Raw genomic sequence first — 16,557 nt, forward strand, 5'->3', positions numbered from 1 at the left:
CCCCTACCCAGCACAATAAATTGTACTGCCGCAGCTTCGGTGTATAGCTTAGCCCCGTTACATCTTCCGCGCAGGCCGACTCGACCAGTGAGCTATTACGCTTTCTTTAAATGATGGCTGCTTCTAAGCCAACATCCTGGCTGTCTGAGCCTTCCCACATCGTTTCCCACTTAGCTATAACTTTGGGACCTTAGCTGGCGGTCTGGGTTGTTTCCCTCTCCACGACGGACGTTAGCACCCGCCGTGTGTCTCCCGGATAGTACTTACTGGTATTCGGAGTTTGCAAAGGGTTGGTAAGTCGGGATGACCCCCTAGCCTTAACAGTGCTCTACCCCCAGTAGTATTCGTCCGAGGCTCTACCTAAATAGATTTCGGGGAGAACCAGCTATCTCCAAGTTTGATTGGCCTTTCACCCCTAGCCACAAGTCATCCGCTAATTTTTCAACATTAGTCGGTTCGGTCCTCCAGTTGATGTTACTCAACCTTCAACCTGCCCATGGCTAGATCACTTGGTTTCGGGTCTATATCCAGAGACTGAACGCCCAGTTAAGACTCGGTTTCCCTACGGCTCCCCTAAACGGTTAACCTTGCCACTGAATATAAGTCGCTGACCCATTATACAAAAGGTACGCAGTCACATAACAAGTATGCTCCTACTGCTTGTACGTACACGGTTTCAGGTTCTATTTCACTCCCCTCACAGGGGTTCTTTTCGCCTTTCCCTCACGGTACTGGTTCACTATCGGTCAGTCAGTAGTATTTAGCCTTGGAGGATGGTCCCCCCATATTCAGACAGGATATCACGTGTCCCGCCTTACTCGTTTTCACTGATGATGAGATGTCGGTTACAGGGCTATCACCTTGTATCGCGGCACTTTCCAGAGCCTTCACCTGTCTCATTAAAAGCTTAAGGGCTAACCCAATTTCGCTCGCCGCTACTTTCGGGATCTCGGTTGATTTCTCTTCCTCGGGGTACTTAGATGTTTCAGTTCTCCCGGTTTGCCTCGCTGCGCTATGTATTCACGCAGCGATACTAGCTTATGCTAGTGGGTTTCCCCATTCAGAAATCGTAGACTCAAATGGTTTTTACTACCTAATCTACGCTTATCGCAAGTTAATACGTCTTTCATCGCCTCTGACTGCCAAGGCATCCACCGTGTACGCTTAGTCACTTAACCATACAACCCCAAGAGGTTTCGTATGGCATAAACAACCAAGGTTGAACTCGTCATTGCGAGTTCTGGTTTTTCGCCGGATTCAAAATACAAGAACACTTGAATGTGTTTTTARTTTGTTTATCTAAAAGATAAACAAAAGATATTAAGAACTTTTAAATTTTGATTTATCTAACTCGTAAGTYAGTTAAATCAGTCAGCTTTCCAAATTGTTAAAGAGCAATGTTTCTTTCGAAACCATTTTTAAAGACTCTCAGGGAGAATACTTAAAGATGGTGGGCGATACCGGGCTCGAACCAGTGACCCCCTCCTTGTAAGGGAGGTGCTCTCCCAACTGAGCTAATCGCCCACGAAAGTTTTAATTCCTTCGTGAGAAAGAATGGTGGAGCTATGCGGGATCGAACCGCAGACCTCCTGCGTGCAAGGCAGGCGCTCTCCCAGCTGAGCTATAGCCCCATATTTTTATTTCCTTGGGAGGAAATGGTGGGTCGTGCAGGATTCGAACCTGCGACCAATTGATTAAAAGTCAACTGCTCTACCAACTGAGCTAACGACCCAATGGTATCCCGTAGGGGAGTCGAACCCCTGTTACCGCCGTGAAAGGGCGGTGTCCTAGGCCTCTAGACGAACGGGACACTGGATATTTGAAGGTGTTGGGCACCTTCTATTGCTTCTTTACGTTTTTAACCTAATCAATCTGTGTGAACACTCATAAATCGCAATCTATCGTTTAAGGAGGTGATCCAGCCCCAGGTTCCCCTAGGGCTACCTTGTTACGACTTCACCCCAGTCATGAACCACAAAGTGGTGAGCGTCCTCCCGAAGGTTAAACTACCCACTTCTTTTGCAGCCCACTCCCATGGTGTGACGGGCGGTGTGTACAAGGCCCGGGAACGTATTCACCGTGACATTCTGATTCACGATTACTAGCGATTCCGACTTCACGGAGTCGAGTTGCAGACTCCGATCCGGACTACGACGCACTTTTTGGGATTCGCTCACTATCGCTAGCTTGCAGCCCTCTGTATGCGCCATTGTAGCACGTGTGTAGCCCTACTCGTAAGGGCCATGATGACTTGACGTCGTCCCCACCTTCCTCCGGTTTATCACCGGCAGTCTCCCTGGAGTTCCCACCATTACGTGCTGGCAAACAAGGATAAGGGTTGCGCTCGTTGCGGGACTTAACCCAACATTTCACAACACGAGCTGACGACAGCCATGCAGCACCTGTCTCASAGTTCCCGAAGGCACTAAGCTATCTCTAGCGAATTCTCTGGATGTCAAGAGTAGGTAAGGTTCTTCGCGTTGCATCGAATTAAACCACATGCTCCACCGCTTGTGCGGGCCCCCGTCAATTCATTTGAGTTTTAATCTTGCGACCGTACTCCCCAGGCGGTCTACTTAACGCGTTAGCTCCGAAAGCCACGGCTCAAGGCCACAACCTCCAAGTAGACATCGTTTACGGCGTGGACTACCAGGGTATCTAATCCTGTTTGCTCCCCACGCTTTCGCATCTGAGTGTCAGTGTCTGTCCAGGGGGCCGCCTTCGCCACTGGTATTCCTTCAGATCTCTACGCATTTCACCGCTACACCTGAAATTCTACCCCCCTCTACAGCACTCTAGTTCACCAGTTTCAAATGCGGTTCCGAGGTTGAGCCCCGGGCTTTCACATCTGACTTAATGAACCACCTGCATGCGCTTTACGCCCAGTAATTCCGATTAACGCTCGCACCCTCCGTATTACCGCGGCTGCTGGCACGGAGTTAGCCGGTGCTTCTTCTGTCGCTAACGTCAAGATRTGCAGCTATTAACTACACACCCTTCCTCACGACTGAAAGTACTTTACAACCCGAAGGCCTTCTTCATACACGCGGCATGGCTGCATCAGGCTTTCGCCCATTGTGCAATATTCCCCACTGCTGCCTCCCGTAGGAGTCTGGACCGTGTCTCAGTTCCAGTGTGGCTGATCATCCTCTCAGACCAGCTAGAGATCGTCGCCTTGGTGAGCTCTTACCCCACCAACTAGCTAATCTCACCTGGGCTAATCTTRRCGCGAGAGGTCCGAAGATCCCCCTCTTTGGTTCCTGTCCGTAATGAACAAAAACATTATGCGGTATTAGCTATCGTTTCCAATAGTTATCCCCCACACTAAGGCATATTCCCAGGCATTACTCACCCGTCCGCCGCTCGTCAGCAAATTAGCAAGCTAATTTCTGTTACCGCTCGACTTGCATGTGTTAGGCCTGCCGCCAGCGTTCAATCTGAGCCATGATCAAACTCTTCAATTAAAGTTTTTTGATACCTTTCAGCAGAAAGGATATCGACTCAATGATTAATACTGATTGTTACATAAAAGTAATTTTGTGTAGCCACTCAGTTCATTGATTATTTTGTTTGAATTCACTTCGAAAAGTAAAAGCAAACTAGTGATTATCAACTCACAAGTGCCCACACAGATTAATAGGTTTCAAATTTTTAAAGAGCAAACTAACAAGGCATACTGTGATTTGAATCACTCGCTCCGTGTCAGTGGATGCGCAGTATAGGCAATTCAGAATTTCGTGCAAGGCTTTTTATTAAAAACAATACCGTTCGAATAATAATTAAACAATCCGAGCAAATATCAATCTAAAAACACCATTTTATACGTGATTAACCTCATTACTCTTAGCTCCTCACTCTTTAATAGCTATGTTACAATTATCATCTATTCAAACTTTATTGAGATATACACATGAAAATCGGCATTATTGGTGCAATGGAACAAGAAGTTGCCATTCTAAAAGAACAGATTGAAGGCTTAACGACAACAACAAAAGCAGGATGTACTTTCCATACAGGTACATTATCTGGCGCTGACGTTGTATTGCTACAATCTGGTATTGGTAAAGTTGCTGCTGCAGTAGGTACAACATTACTTATTTCAGATCATAATGTAGATCTTGTACTAAACACAGGTTCAGCTGGTGGGTTTGATTCATCACTAAATCTTGGTGATGTCGTAATTTCAACAGAAGTACGTCACCATGATGCAGACGTAACTGCTTTTGGTTACGAAATGGGTCAAATGGCACAGCAACCAGCTGCTTTCAAAGCCGACGAGAAATTAATGTCTGTGGCAGAGCAAGCATTAACACAAATGGAAAATAAACACGCTGTACGTGGCTTAATCTGTACTGGTGATGCTTTTGTATGTACTCCAGAGCGTCAAGCATTTATCCGCACTCACTTCCCATCAGTTATCGCTGTTGAAATGGAAGCATCAGCAATTGCTCAAACTTGCCACCAGTTTGAAATTCCATTTGTTGTTGTTCGTGCAATTTCAGATGTCGCTGATAAAGAATCACCAATGAGCTTTGAGGAGTTTTTACCTCTTGCAGCGCAAAGCTCATCAGAAATGGTGACTAAAATGGTCGCATTGCTAAAATAATTGCAACGTAATTGAGCTAGCAAATTAGTTAGCTCAATTCTTTCCCTCTATATAGTAAACATATATGTCTGAAAAATTATCTCTACTCATTGCTGATTACTCTCTATTGGTTTTATGGGGAGCATTATTATTTCATTTACTTCTGCCTATTCCCGTACATGCACACCCAATGACTATCTGGCGGAAATTCGCTGAACTGTTAGCCACAAAAGTAAATACAGCTCGCTCTTACCAACAACGCCTTCTTTCTGGCTTTCTAGCTTGGACGTTAATGATCATTCCTGCATTTATTGTGTGTATTGCCGCTCAACCAATCGCTTGGAACCTTCCGCTATTTAATTTAGGTCTATTGCTTATTTCATTAGAATGGCGAGGGGTTGAAAAACTCTGCAAAGCAACGATTCAAGCAATTAATCAAGACAATAAGAAAGACGCAAAAAAAGCACTACAACCGTGGATCAATAGAGAGGTTGAACCTTTATCTTTATTGGGCTTAGGTAAAGCAAGTGCAGAAACAATAATTTTAGGCTATGCAAGAACGGTTATCGGTGTTTTATTTTGGTACGGTATTGCAGGAGGAATAGGTGCATTTATCTATCGCCTATCATTAGAATTAGCAAGAGCTTGGTCTCCTTCACGAGATTCATTCAGACCTTTTGGTAATCCCGCATTAACTATACAAACCTTTCTTGATTTTATTCCTCTCAAACTTTTTAGTTTGCTGTGCCTTATTGGAAAGCATTTCCAAATAACACTTCAAACACTCAACCAACAACGTAAGAGTTGGGCAAATACAAATAATGCGTGGCTACTTATCATTATTGGTAAAAAATTTGAGCTTTCTCTAGGCGGTCCTGTTATTTATCAAGGCAAGAAAATCAGTCGCCCAAAACTTGGAGGGAAAATTGCGCCTTCAGCGATTCATTTAGCGCAAATACATCGTTTTTTAAGTTGGAGAATCGCTATCTGGTTAATTATTCAAAGCACCCTAATGGTTATAATCAAACATGGGTTATAACTTTTTATTTCAACGACATCATGCAGTAAGTCATAGAGGACAAGATGTTAATCTATATAATTGATATGTTTGGTACCGCCATTTTTGCTATTTCAGGAGTGTTATTAGCAGGAAGATTAAAAATGGACCCTTTTGGGGTCACTGTACTTGCTAGTGTTACCGCTATTGGCGGAGGAACGATTCGAGATATGGCGCTTGGCGCTACCCCTGTTTTCTGGATTACGGATACCAACTATTTATTAGTCATCTTTATTACCTGCATTTTAACCATGTTAATCATCAGAAAGCCCAAACGTCTTCCTTGGTATATCCTGCCAGTATCAGATGCCATTGGTTTAGCGGTCTTCGTTGGCATTGGTGTCGAAAAGGCACTGAAATATAATGCAGACCCTATGGTTGCAGTCATAATGGGAGTAATTACTGGTTGCGGTGGCGGTATTATCCGCGATGTACTTGCTCGTGAAGTGCCTATGGTTCTTAGAAGTGAAGTCTATGCAACGGCTTGTATACTAGGAGGCATTGTACATACTTCATCATTAGCCTTTGATATTGAAGGGTCAACCTCAATGCTTTTAGGCGTAGCTACAACACTAATCATTCGACTCGCAGCCATTCGCTGGCACTTATCCTTACCGACCTTCGCTCTTAATAAATAAAACGTTAAGCCAACTCTTTTCCATTATTGAGTTGGCTTTTCTTGTTTATTTTAAATTTATTGAACTTTTTTTTATTAAAAGGTGACAAAACGATAACTTCATCACATAGCAGTTAACCTAAAAACAAGCTAAACTCCTATGTCGTTATTTTTATGAATTCTTTACCTAATTAGTCGAATGATATTATCTAAATTAACTCGCATTCCTGTTATCCATCGCATTCTTATTGGTATTTGCAGTGCTGGAATAGTTGCTGCTGTAGCGACAATCCCAGACTCTGTCGCACCAGATTCCGGTTTTTATAAATTATCCGTTGGACAAACATACCCTATTGAAATTCGCCAAGAGTCCCTTATTTCTCATGAGCAAGCCTCTAAAAATAAACAACTCTCTTGGGAAACTTATACTGTAAAGTCTGGTGAAAGTGCTTCTGTACTATTCAGCCGCGTCGGTTTAACTGCTCGTCAACTTTATAACTTAACCAGCAGCGATAAAGAGATAGAAAATCAGCTCACTCGGCTTCGCCCAGGAGACAAATTAAAATTTGGCTTCAACAAAAACCAAGAAATAATTCAACTTATCCGTCCAATCAGTAAATTTGAGACATTTCGGATCAGCAAAGTAGGTGATAGCTATCTTGGTTTATTTGAAAAACAAGATATCGAAACACAACTTAACTACACCAAAGCAACGATTACATCCAACTTCTGGAATGCTTCAATAACTGCAGGTTTAAATGCCAACCAAATTATGGAACTGGCGGGGATTTTTGGTTGGGATATCGATTTTGCATTAGATATTCGTGAAGGTGACAACTTTAAAGTTCTTTATGAAGAGCGATATGTAGAAGGCGAATACGCAGGCAAAGGTAATATCATTGCTGCTTCTTTTACCAACCGTGGAGATACTTTTACCGCTATTCGTAATGATAAAAATGGCAATTTCTACGAGCCAAATGGCAGAGCAATGAAAAAAGCCTTTTTACGCTCTCCAATTAACTTCCGTTATGTAAGTTCTAACTTTAATCCTCGTCGCTTACACCCAGTGACTGGCCAAAGAAAAGCACATAGAGGTACAGATTATGTCGCACCGGTTGGTACGCCTATTTGGGCTGCGGGTGATGGTGTCGTAGATAAGTCGGGTTACAATAGATTTAATGGTAACTATGTCTTTATTCGCCACAGTAATACCTACATTACTAAATATTTACACATGACTAAACGTTATGTAAAAGCAGGCCAACGAGTAAAACAAGGTGATACTGTCGGTACGCTTGGTGGTACAGGCCGAGTTACTGGCCCTCACTTACATTATGAGTTCTTAGTTAACGGTGTTCATAAAGACGCTAGAACAGTCTCGTTACCACAATCAAAATCATTAACAGGTAACGATAAGAAAGAGTTTGAACTTGTAGCAAAAGAACGCCTAAAGCAACTTGAGCAGTACAGCCAATTTATCGTTGGCAAGCCCCCTGTACTAACTCACTAGTAAGTTAAAGTACGATAATGCCCTACGACGTCATGATCTGATGACATCGTAAGGCATTATTTTTATCTCTCGTTTGAGTATGCTTTATCTCTGCCTAACATCAATAAACAAGGCGTTAATACTAACGTTAATACCGTCGCAAATGCTAAGCCCCCAGCGACTGCCGTTGCTAATTGTGACCACCACTGAGTACTAGGTGCACCAAACTCCACTTTTTGACTTACCAGATCAATATTCATTTCCAGTACCATTGGCATTAAACCTAAGATCGTTGTCACCGTAGTCAATAGCACTGGTCGTAAGCGTTGAACACCGGTTTGTAATATCGCATCTACTTTTTCAAGCCCTTCTTTACGTAACGTATTGTAGGTATCAATAAGCACAATATTATTGTTTACGACGATCCCAGCCAAAGATATCACCCCTATTCCAGACATGATGATCCCAAATGGGCGCTGGAATATCAGCAAGCCAGCAAAAACACCAACGGTTGAAAATAAAACTGCGCTCAGAATAAGAAAAGCCTGATAAAAACTATTAAATTGCGTTACCAAGATAATTGCCATTACAGCCAAAGCGACAATAAAGGCATTTTGAAGAAATTTAGCTGAATTATTTTGCTCTTCATTTTGCCCTCTTAATTTAAACTCAACATCCTCAGGTAAATCTAAAGAATTCAATGCTGATTCAATCTTTGGTAACTCAATACTTAAGTTATAGCCATCACTCATATCTGCTTTAACAGTTAAGATCCGATGACCATCAATTCGATGAATCGTATCTTGTTTATGAGTCGGAATGATCCGCGCAAAATTCGTAATGGGAACCAGCCCATTTGCCGTTTTTACTCTTAACTCATCAAAGCGCCCAATATCTCGATGCTCTTCAGGGAAACGAACAAGAATATCGACTTGTTCATCATTATCATCTGGTAAGTAATCACCAATTTTGAGCCCATTCGTAACAAATTGCACCGTATTACCAACCAGTGTCGCATCAGCACCAAAGCGCGCAGCATCATCTCGACGAATATCTATTTTCCAATCAATTCCTTGTTTATTCGAGGTATCACTTACATTGGTAAAGGCTGGATTAGCGTCAATCCACTCTCTCACTTTCATGACTGATTGATTAAGCTGATCGCCATTTCTAGCACTGAGTTCGATAACTAAATCATGCTCACTCGGAGGCCCTGCATTTGGCGTACTGAACTCTAATTCAATACCTGCAATACCCTTTGTTTGCGCCCTTAAATCACTAATGATCTCTTTTACTGGTCGACGATATTGCCAATCGACTGGGGTGATCTGTATTTGTCCAATCTCATCATCACCTCCAGTTCGAGTGTAAATACTGTCTAACTCTTTCATCCCTAGTATTTGGTCTTGCACCTCAACCATTAATTTATCTTTTTCATTAATAGAGAGATCACCATGAGAGCGCACTTTGACCGTTAAGAACGGAGGGTCAACATCAGGGAAGAAGACGACACCTAAACCGGCTTTAGCGTAAGTAAAACCAATCCCAACCGCTAGCACAATTGCCAACAGTAAAATTTTAAACGGGTGTTTTAATGCCATCGATAGCGTATGGAAGTAGAGTTTTGTAATTCCTTCAGCCTGACTATAATCTCCCTGACTCAGGGCATATAAGCTCTCTCTCTTTTGTGGCAATACTTGCTGTGGCTTCCCAAATAAGCTCCCCAAAACAGGGACAAACAGCAGAGCCATAACAAGAGATGCACTCAATGTCGCGATTAAGGTGAGAGGCAAGTACTTCATGAACTCACCCGTAATATCTGGCCAAAATAGCAAAGGAGCAAAAGCGGCTAATGTCGTTGCTGTAGAAGCGGTGATCGGCCAAGCCATTCGCTGTGCTGCTTCTCGATATGCATCAATGCGATGCGACCCTTCTTGCATTCGTCGATCAGCATACTCTGTAACTACGATCGCTCCATCAACCAACATCCCTACGGCCATAATAAGAGAAAACAACACCACGATATTGATGGTTAATCCCGACAATGCCAGCATTAATAAGCCGGTAAGAAATGATCCTGGGATCGAGATCCCGACCAAAAGTGCTGTTCTTGCTCCCAAGATTGCAATAATAACAATCACAACCAGTAAGATAGCCGAAAGAATATTATTTTGCAGATCATTAAGCATGATCTTAACGTCTTTTGATTCATCCCATGTGTATTTTACCAATAGATTATTTGGCCATGAATCAAGCTCTTGAGCACCAGCTAAAACCGCTTTTACTATCTCAACAGTTTCAATAATATTTTCGCCTGAGCGTTTTTTGATATCTAAAACAATCGCCTTTTCACCATTTAGCCGGGCGTAACTGTTTGGGTCTCTAAAGGCTTTTCGAACCGTTGCAATATCTCCAAAGGTAACAACTTGCTTACCATCCACTTTAATCGGTAGCTCAAGGACATCTTTTAATGAATCAAAAACAGAAGGCACCTTAACTGAGAATCGTCCATAACCGGTATCAACAAACCCTGCGGCTACCACTCGATTATTCAGTGCTATCAGGTTATAAATAGCGGCTTGATCTAATCCGTAACTTTCCAATAAAAGAGGATCGACAATAATTTCGACCACATCTTCCCGATCACCAGCAATATCAACTTCTAGTATTTGCTTATAGCTTTCAAGCTTATCTCGTAATTTACGAGCTATTTGTACTGTTGTTCGCTCAGGAACGGTTCCATATAAGACAACAGACAACACCGCTTGCTCTGCTGCTAAAGTAACTTCATTGACAGTTGGTTCATCACTCTCTTCTGGTAAATCTGGCTTTACCAAATCAACCGCATCCCTTACATCCATTAACGCTTTATCTAAATCAGTACCCACGTTAAATTCTAATGTCACTGAACCATGCCCTTCACCAGCAACAGCTGTCATTTCTTTAATTCCTTCAATAGAGCGTAACTCTTGCTCCATTGGACGAACTAATAAACGTTCTGAATCTTCAGACGAAATGCCTTGGTGACTCATCGACACATAAATAATAGGTATCGTGATGTCTGGATTAGATTCTTTTGGAATGACTATATACGTAGATACGCCAGCCACAAGCAGTAACACAAGTAGCATCAACATAGTTCGAGCACGACTTAATGCCGCATTAATAATAGCTAACATATGACGTCCCTACTTACGTTGAGCGTGAATGAAATCATCATCACGGACAAATCCTTGCCCAACAGTAATAATGTCGACTTCATCACCAAGTCCTGTTAACCAAATACCATCATCTTCTGCTTTTACTAATTGGATCGGTACAAATTTTACTTTCTGATCACTCTCAGGATTCCCTTCACTCTGAATAACCGTTTTTACTCCTAAATCCCCCGCTTCATTTAGCGCTAACATGGCAGGAGAGACTTTTAACGCCAACTGAAGATCGAGGTTTATTTCTACTTCAGAACTCATGCCTGCATAGATCTCTGCTCCAACATTCGGTATTTCAACCTCAACAGAAAAAGTGTTGGTCGACAATGAGGAAACACTCGATATATAACGAACATAACCCTCAATTGAAGAACCATTAATAAAGAATACCTCTGCTTTTTGACCTTTATTAATCTGCTCAATATGCCTTTCACTGGCGTTAACTTCGATAACTAAAGGATCTAATACCACCACTTTTGCCACAGGGTCACCACGACTGACAAAGTCACCTACTTCAACAAAGAGGTGTTCAACAATGCCATCAAAGGGTGCTGTGATTGTGGTATTTTTTAAGATGAGTTCAGCATTTCTTACGCTTGCTCTGGCTTCTGCCAAAGAGGCCTCTGCCTGACTAAAAGCCACTTCTCCTTGTAGACCTTTACGGCGAAGCTCTTTTGCTGCTTTAAATTCTTTCAGACGAACAGAGTAGATGGCTTTAGCTTGGCTTAAACGTAAATCAAGATCTGCCATATCTAGATGAGCAATCGGTTGACCTTTTTTAACCCTACCCCCTTTTCTTACTAATAAATCTTCAACTTGAGCAGCAACTTGAGCCCCTAATATCGTTTTACGATCAGGCGCTGTTCTTCCATATAATGAAATCGTTTTATGGGTGGGGGTTGATTCGAAGCGCTCAACAATAACATTCGCTAAAGGTACTTTTAAGGCTACGTTATCTGACTTTTTTTCTGTATTTTCAGCATGAGAAGGACCGCTCATTATCCAGAGAAATAAGCTCAAAAATAAAAAAGAAGAAATAATCCAAGGGCGGTGAATAAGATAGGAGAAAAATGCAGATGTGTATTTACCCATAGCAACAATCCTTAGTGCTTAGAAGGTAGGTAAACAGTAATACATCCTGATTTACTGTAAGTTTAAGTTATCTTTTATATCGTAAGTTTATAAAAAAAGGTAAGTAGAGAGTACTCAACTTACCTTTCTATCTCAGTAGTTACACACTAAATGATGCGCCACAACCACATGTTGTTGTCGCATTTGGGTTATTAATAAAGAAGCGAGAACCCTCTAGGCCTTCTGTATAATCAACAACACCGCCAATCAAGTACTGTAAACTCATTGGGTCGACAACTAAAGTTACGCCATCATTTACTAGCGTCATATCGCCTTCGTTTACGTCTTCATCAAAAGTAAATCCGTATTGGAAACCACTACAGCCACCACCTGTAATATATACACGTAGTTTTAGATTTGGGTTTTCTTCTTCTGCTATTAACGTTTTTACTTTTGCTGCAGCAACATCAGAAAACGTTAACGGCACAGATACATCACTCATTTCAACCTCTCAGATTGGTTTCCAATTCTATTTTAATTCTGATTATCTAATACCTGACTGTTTCATTCAAGTATTCAATACATCCATCACGCGTAACAGAGCTAGTTAGCTCTCATTCAGCATAATTTTTTACTTATTAGATGGGGATTAATACGATCAACTCAAGCATTCTGATTCAATTTAGGTACAATAACTGCCAACTGGTCCAATTGATTACTACGAGGATATAAGTAATGACCAAATCAGCAGAACTATTTGCAAAAGCGCAAGAGAAAATCCCTGGTGGCGTTAATTCACCTGTTCGTGCTTTTGCTGGTGTTGGTGGCTCACCAATTTTCATTGAGCGTGCCGATGGCCCATTAATTTTTGATGCCGATGGAAAAGCTTATATTGATTACGTTGGCTCTTGGGGTCCAATGATCCTTGGCCATAACCATGCTGCTATTCGTGAAGCCGTAATATCTGCTGCACAACGTGGTTTAAGTTTTGGTGCTCCTACTGAAACTGAAATCAATATGGCTGAGCTTGTCTCTGAACTAGTACCATCAATGGAACAAGTTCGTATGGTAAGTTCAGGTACGGAAGCAACAATGAGCGCAATTCGTCTTGCTCGTGGTTACACTAGCCGTGATAAGATCATGAAGTTTGAAGGCTGTTACCACGGTCATGCCGATAGCTTACTTGTAAAAGCAGGTTCTGGTGCATTAACGTTGGGTCAACCTAGCTCTCCTGGCGTACCTGCTGATTTTGCTAAGTACACACTAACTGCAACGTTTAATGACTTAGCGTCTGTTCGTGAACTCTTTGCTGCAAATAAAGGTGAGATCGCTTGTATTATTGTTGAGCCTGTTGCTGGCAACATGAACTGCATTCCACCAGTAGAAGGTTTCCATGAAGGTCTTCGTCAGATCTGTGATGAAGAAGGCGCGTTATTGATTTTTGATGAAGTAATGACGGGTTTCCGTGTTGCAGAAAACTGCGCACAAGGTTACTACAACATTAAACCAGATCTAACTTGTCTTGGTAAAGTTATTGGTGGCGGTATGCCTGTTGGCGCTTTTGGTGGCAGCAAAGAAGTAATGCAATACATTGCTCCGACAGGTCCTGTATATCAAGCGGGCACCCTTTCTGGTAATCCTGTTGCAATGGCGGCTGGTTTTGCTTGTTTAAAAGTACTAACAGAAGAAGGCAATGAAAAACGCCTTGCTACTACGACGAAGCAATTAGCACTAGGCTTAAAAGAGCTAGCAAATAAACACGGTATCCCAATGGTTGTAAATTACGTTGGTGGTATGTTTGGTTTCTTCTTTACTGAGCAAGAAACAGTAACAACCTACGAAGACGTAACTAAGTGCGACATCGAACAATTCAAACGTTTTTTCAATCTAATGCTAAAACACGGTGTTTACCTTGCTCCTTCTGCATTTGAAGCTGGATTTACTTCTTTAGCTCATGGTCCAAAAGAGATTGAAGCGACACTAGAAGCCGCTGATCGTTGTTTTGCTACAATGGCTTCAGAAGCAAAATAAATCTAAAACGATAAGAAATTAATCAATGGTCGACTCTGTATTGAGAAGGCCATTTTTATTGCCAGAAATACACCACCATCACTATTAGTCCAATCATAATTACAGGAACAACTGGTAATTTTCTTTTTTTATTACTACTGCACGTCTCTTTATCACAACAGCCCATCGTTACTCTCCATTATTCTTGCTAAGCTAACCAAGTACCTATATAACTTAACTAACTGTCAGTATTTATAAATAGCTAACCGCATCATAAGGGAATAATGTGTCTCATTTCAATAAACTAAATTCTAGCCATTGGGTTTTAATTGCTGCTTTACTTGCCGCGGGTTATGCGTGTTTTCTATTAATTCAGCCGTATTTAAATCCTATTATTCTCGCCTTTATTATGTCTCTGTTATTTGCACCTCTGCATAATAAAATCAGCGAAAAACTACCGAATAGCCCAAATAGTGCGGCTATTTTATCTTGTACAGCCCTGACCTTTATTATTGCTATTCCCTTATTTTTTGTCTTTGTTGCCATTGTGCAGCAAGGAGCAACCTTCTCTAAAGACGCTTATCACTGGGTCACAGAAGGTGGCGTTCAGACTTTATTTGAACACCCGATTGTCGCGCAAATATTAGCGTTTATTAATAAGCATCTCCCTTTTGATGCTATTGACCCTGCTGAAATCACTCAAAAAGTGGCTCAACTTGCTTCTCAAGTAGGAACAAAAGTGGTTGGCGTCAGTGCTCAAATATTGGGTGATGTGACAAATGTACTCGTGAATTTCTTCTTAATGCTATTCGTTCTCTTCTTCTTATTACGAGATCAAGACAAAATTATCTCAGCATTTCGCCATGTATTGCCTCTTTCAAGAAGCCAAGAAGATCGCTTATTGAATGAAATTGAAGAGGTTTCAAAATCAGCGATTCTTGGATCATTCTTAACCGCTATAGCCCAAGGTTTAGCTGGTGGTTTTGCTATGTGGTTAGCTGGTTTCCCTGGCTTATTCTGGGGAACAATGATGGGATTTGCCTCTTTCATTCCTGTTGTTGGTACTGCTCTTATTTGGGTACCTGCAACGATTTATCTACTTTTAACGAACCAATGGGAATGGGCTATTTTCTTAACCGCGTGGGGAGTTCTGGTTGTAGGTTCGATTGATAACATCGTACGACCATTATTGATGCAAGGTAACTCAGGAATGAATACGTTACTCATTTTCTTCTCTTTATTAGGCGGTATTCACTTATATGGCTTAATTGGTTTAATTTATGGCCCTATTATTTTCGCTTTAACTTTAGTTCTTTTTAATATGTATGAGACTGAATTTAAAAAATTTTTAGACCAACAAGATAAGAATTAGCACCGTAAACTTTATCAGATAGAGGCTGGATTTCTTTACTCACGTAAACAGCCTCTTACTTTTCTTTTCCTTCCCCTTTCTTTGTGGGACAATCTCGTCAGTTTTTGTATTCTTTCGAGGCCATTATGTCTTACTCAGCTCCAAGTCAAATCACTCAACGTCAACTTGCTTATTTTGAAGGCAAACACGTTCTCATTGCTGGTGAACTTACTGATGATTTCCCACTTGAGTTAGTCAAACATTGTGCTTCAACGTCAATTTTCACGACTAACTATGGCTACTATAAGCAATTTGAAAACAATGACAGTATTGACTGCCATTTTGGTTCTGAGTTAACTAAAGATACCAATGCCGATATGATCCTACTTTATTGGCCAAAAGCAAAAGCTGAGGCTGAGTATCTACTGACTATGCTTCTAGCCAAGCTAGGTAAAGATACTGAAATCGCTGTCGTTGGTGAAAACAGAAGTGGTGTAAAAAGCATTGAAAAAATGTTTGCCGATTTTGGACCAATCACTAAATTTGATTCTGCTCGTCGTTGCAGCTTTTACTGGGGGCAATGCACTGAATCAGTACCAAGTTTCAATCAACAAGATTGGTTTAAAGAGTACCAAGTTCAATTTGAAGAGCACACTATTGAAGTAAGAAGCCTACCTGGCGTATTTAGCCATGGTGAATTTGACAAAGGTTCTGAATTACTACTACAAACACTGCCATCATTGCGTGGACACGTCCTTGATTTTGGTTGTGGTGCCGGTGTTTTAGGCTCAGTAATGAAAACATTAAATCCTAAGATTCATTTAGATATGGTTGATATCAGCGCGCTCGCTATTGCCTCATCAATTGAGACTTTAAAAGCAAACGATCTTGAAGGTAATGTCTTCGCCAGTGATGTTTATTCTAATACTAAAGAAAATTACCAATTTATTGTGAGTAACCCTCCGTTTCATGCCGGTTTGAAAACTCACTATTCTTCAACAGAAGAGTTACTAGCAAAAGCACCACAAAATTTAACCCATCATGGGCAATTAATTTTAGTGGCGAATAGCTTCTTACAATATCCTCCAATTATTGAAAAAGCCTTTGGTGAATGCACAACATTAGCTAAAAATAATAAATTTAAGATCTACTCCGCACAAAAATAATCT

Annotated in this window: 10 protein-coding genes, 4 tRNA genes and 2 rRNA genes; 7 read left to right on the top strand and 9 right to left on the bottom strand. The window is 41.3% G+C overall.

Annotation, left to right across the window (positions count from 1 at the left end):
• From ED622_RS17140 to ED622_RS17165, 6 genes are all read right to left on the bottom strand, one after another.
• A 23S ribosomal RNA gene (locus tag ED622_RS17140) occupies nt 1-1,178 on the bottom strand; the annotation flags it as partial.
• 270 nt (nt 1,179-1,448) lie between these two features.
• Nucleotides 1,449-1,524 (bottom strand) — tRNA-Val (locus tag ED622_RS17145).
• Nucleotides 1,525-1,555: 31 nt separating this feature from the next.
• Nucleotides 1,556-1,631: transfer RNA gene (locus ED622_RS17150), tRNA-Ala, on the bottom strand.
• A gap of 25 nt (nt 1,632-1,656) precedes the next feature.
• Nucleotides 1,657-1,732, bottom strand: a tRNA-Lys gene (locus ED622_RS17155).
• Nucleotides 1,733-1,734: 2 nt separating this feature from the next.
• Nucleotides 1,735-1,810: transfer RNA gene (locus ED622_RS17160), tRNA-Glu, on the bottom strand.
• A gap of 96 nt (nt 1,811-1,906) precedes the next feature.
• A 16S ribosomal RNA gene (locus ED622_RS17165) occupies nt 1,907-3,464 on the bottom strand.
• A 446-nt stretch (nt 3,465-3,910) separates the two neighbouring features.
• Between ED622_RS17165 and mtnN the strand changes: the two genes are divergently transcribed.
• The 4 genes from mtnN (at nt 3,911) to ED622_RS17185 (ending at nt 7,768) form a co-directional block, all read left to right on the top strand.
• The gene (mtnN, locus tag ED622_RS17170; protein WP_122036181.1) at nt 3,911-4,606 is read left to right on the top strand and encodes a 5'-methylthioadenosine/S-adenosylhomocysteine nucleosidase; all 696 of its coding nucleotides are present in this window, start codon (nt 3,911-3,913) and stop codon (nt 4,604-4,606) included.
• A 64-nt stretch (nt 4,607-4,670) separates the two neighbouring features.
• Nucleotides 4,671-5,624: a cobalamin biosynthesis family protein gene (locus tag ED622_RS17175; protein ID WP_122036183.1), complete on the top strand. Its 954-nt coding sequence runs from the start codon at nt 4,671-4,673 to the stop codon at nt 5,622-5,624.
• 44 nt (nt 5,625-5,668) lie between these two features.
• A complete protein-coding gene (locus ED622_RS17180; protein ID WP_122036185.1) occupies nt 5,669-6,280 on the top strand; it encodes a TRIC cation channel family protein in 612 nt (203 codons plus the stop codon).
• A gap of 180 nt (nt 6,281-6,460) precedes the next feature.
• A complete protein-coding gene (locus tag ED622_RS17185) occupies nt 6,461-7,768 on the top strand; it encodes a peptidoglycan DD-metalloendopeptidase family protein (protein WP_174213462.1) in 1,308 nt (435 codons plus the stop codon).
• 62 nt (nt 7,769-7,830) lie between these two features.
• Here the strand turns inward: ED622_RS17185 and ED622_RS17190 are convergent, their stop codons facing one another.
• From ED622_RS17190 to erpA, 3 genes are all read right to left on the bottom strand, one after another.
• A complete protein-coding gene (locus tag ED622_RS17190) occupies nt 7,831-10,926 on the bottom strand; it encodes an efflux RND transporter permease subunit (RefSeq protein WP_122036189.1) in 3,096 nt (1,031 codons plus the stop codon).
• Between the two features lie 9 nt (nt 10,927-10,935).
• Entirely contained in the window at nt 10,936-12,048 is a 1,113-nt protein-coding gene (locus ED622_RS17195; protein WP_122036191.1) for an efflux RND transporter periplasmic adaptor subunit, read from the bottom strand.
• A 139-nt stretch (nt 12,049-12,187) separates the two neighbouring features.
• Entirely contained in the window at nt 12,188-12,529 is a 342-nt protein-coding gene (erpA, locus tag ED622_RS17200; protein ID WP_045101254.1) for an iron-sulfur cluster insertion protein ErpA, read from the bottom strand.
• Nucleotides 12,530-12,762: 233 nt separating this feature from the next.
• Here erpA and hemL point away from each other — a divergent pair, with 233 nt between their 5' ends.
• From hemL to rsmC, 3 genes are all read left to right on the top strand, one after another.
• A complete protein-coding gene (hemL, locus tag ED622_RS17205) occupies nt 12,763-14,058 on the top strand; it encodes a glutamate-1-semialdehyde 2,1-aminomutase (protein WP_122036194.1) in 1,296 nt (431 codons plus the stop codon).
• 265 nt (nt 14,059-14,323) lie between these two features.
• On the top strand, nt 14,324-15,409 hold the full coding sequence (locus tag ED622_RS17210) for an AI-2E family transporter (RefSeq protein WP_122036196.1): 1,086 nt from the start codon (nt 14,324-14,326) through the stop codon (nt 15,407-15,409).
• 125 nt (nt 15,410-15,534) lie between these two features.
• Nucleotides 15,535-16,554, top strand: a complete 1,020-nt coding sequence (gene rsmC, locus ED622_RS17215) for a 16S rRNA (guanine(1207)-N(2))-methyltransferase RsmC (RefSeq protein ID WP_122036198.1) — start codon at nt 15,535-15,537, stop codon at nt 16,552-16,554.
• Nucleotides 16,555-16,557: the final 3 nt, after the last annotated feature.

Origin of the sequence: Aliivibrio sp. EL58, assembly GCF_900312675.1 — a bacterium.
In the GTDB taxonomy this organism is placed as follows: domain Bacteria; phylum Pseudomonadota; class Gammaproteobacteria; order Enterobacterales; family Vibrionaceae; genus Aliivibrio.

Excerpts from the sequence above, each read along its gene's own strand:
- mtnN (WP_122036181.1), top strand. The coding sequence starts at position 3,911 with ATGAAAATCGGCATTATTGGTGCAATGGAACAAGAAGTTGCCATTCTA.
- ED622_RS17175 (WP_122036183.1), top strand. The coding sequence starts at position 4,671 with ATGTCTGAAAAATTATCTCTACTCATTGCTGATTACTCTCTATTGGTT.
- ED622_RS17180 (WP_122036185.1), top strand. The coding sequence starts at position 5,669 with ATGTTAATCTATATAATTGATATGTTTGGTACCGCCATTTTTGCTATT.
- ED622_RS17190 (WP_122036189.1), bottom strand. The coding sequence starts at position 10,926 with ATGTTAGCTATTATTAATGCGGCATTAAGTCGTGCTCGAACTATGTTG.
- ED622_RS17195 (WP_122036191.1), bottom strand. The coding sequence starts at position 12,048 with ATGGGTAAATACACATCTGCATTTTTCTCCTATCTTATTCACCGCCCT.
- erpA (WP_045101254.1), bottom strand. The coding sequence starts at position 12,529 with ATGAGTGATGTATCTGTGCCGTTAACGTTTTCTGATGTTGCTGCAGCA.
- hemL (WP_122036194.1), top strand. The coding sequence starts at position 12,763 with ATGACCAAATCAGCAGAACTATTTGCAAAAGCGCAAGAGAAAATCCCT.
- rsmC (WP_122036198.1), top strand. The coding sequence starts at position 15,535 with ATGTCTTACTCAGCTCCAAGTCAAATCACTCAACGTCAACTTGCTTAT.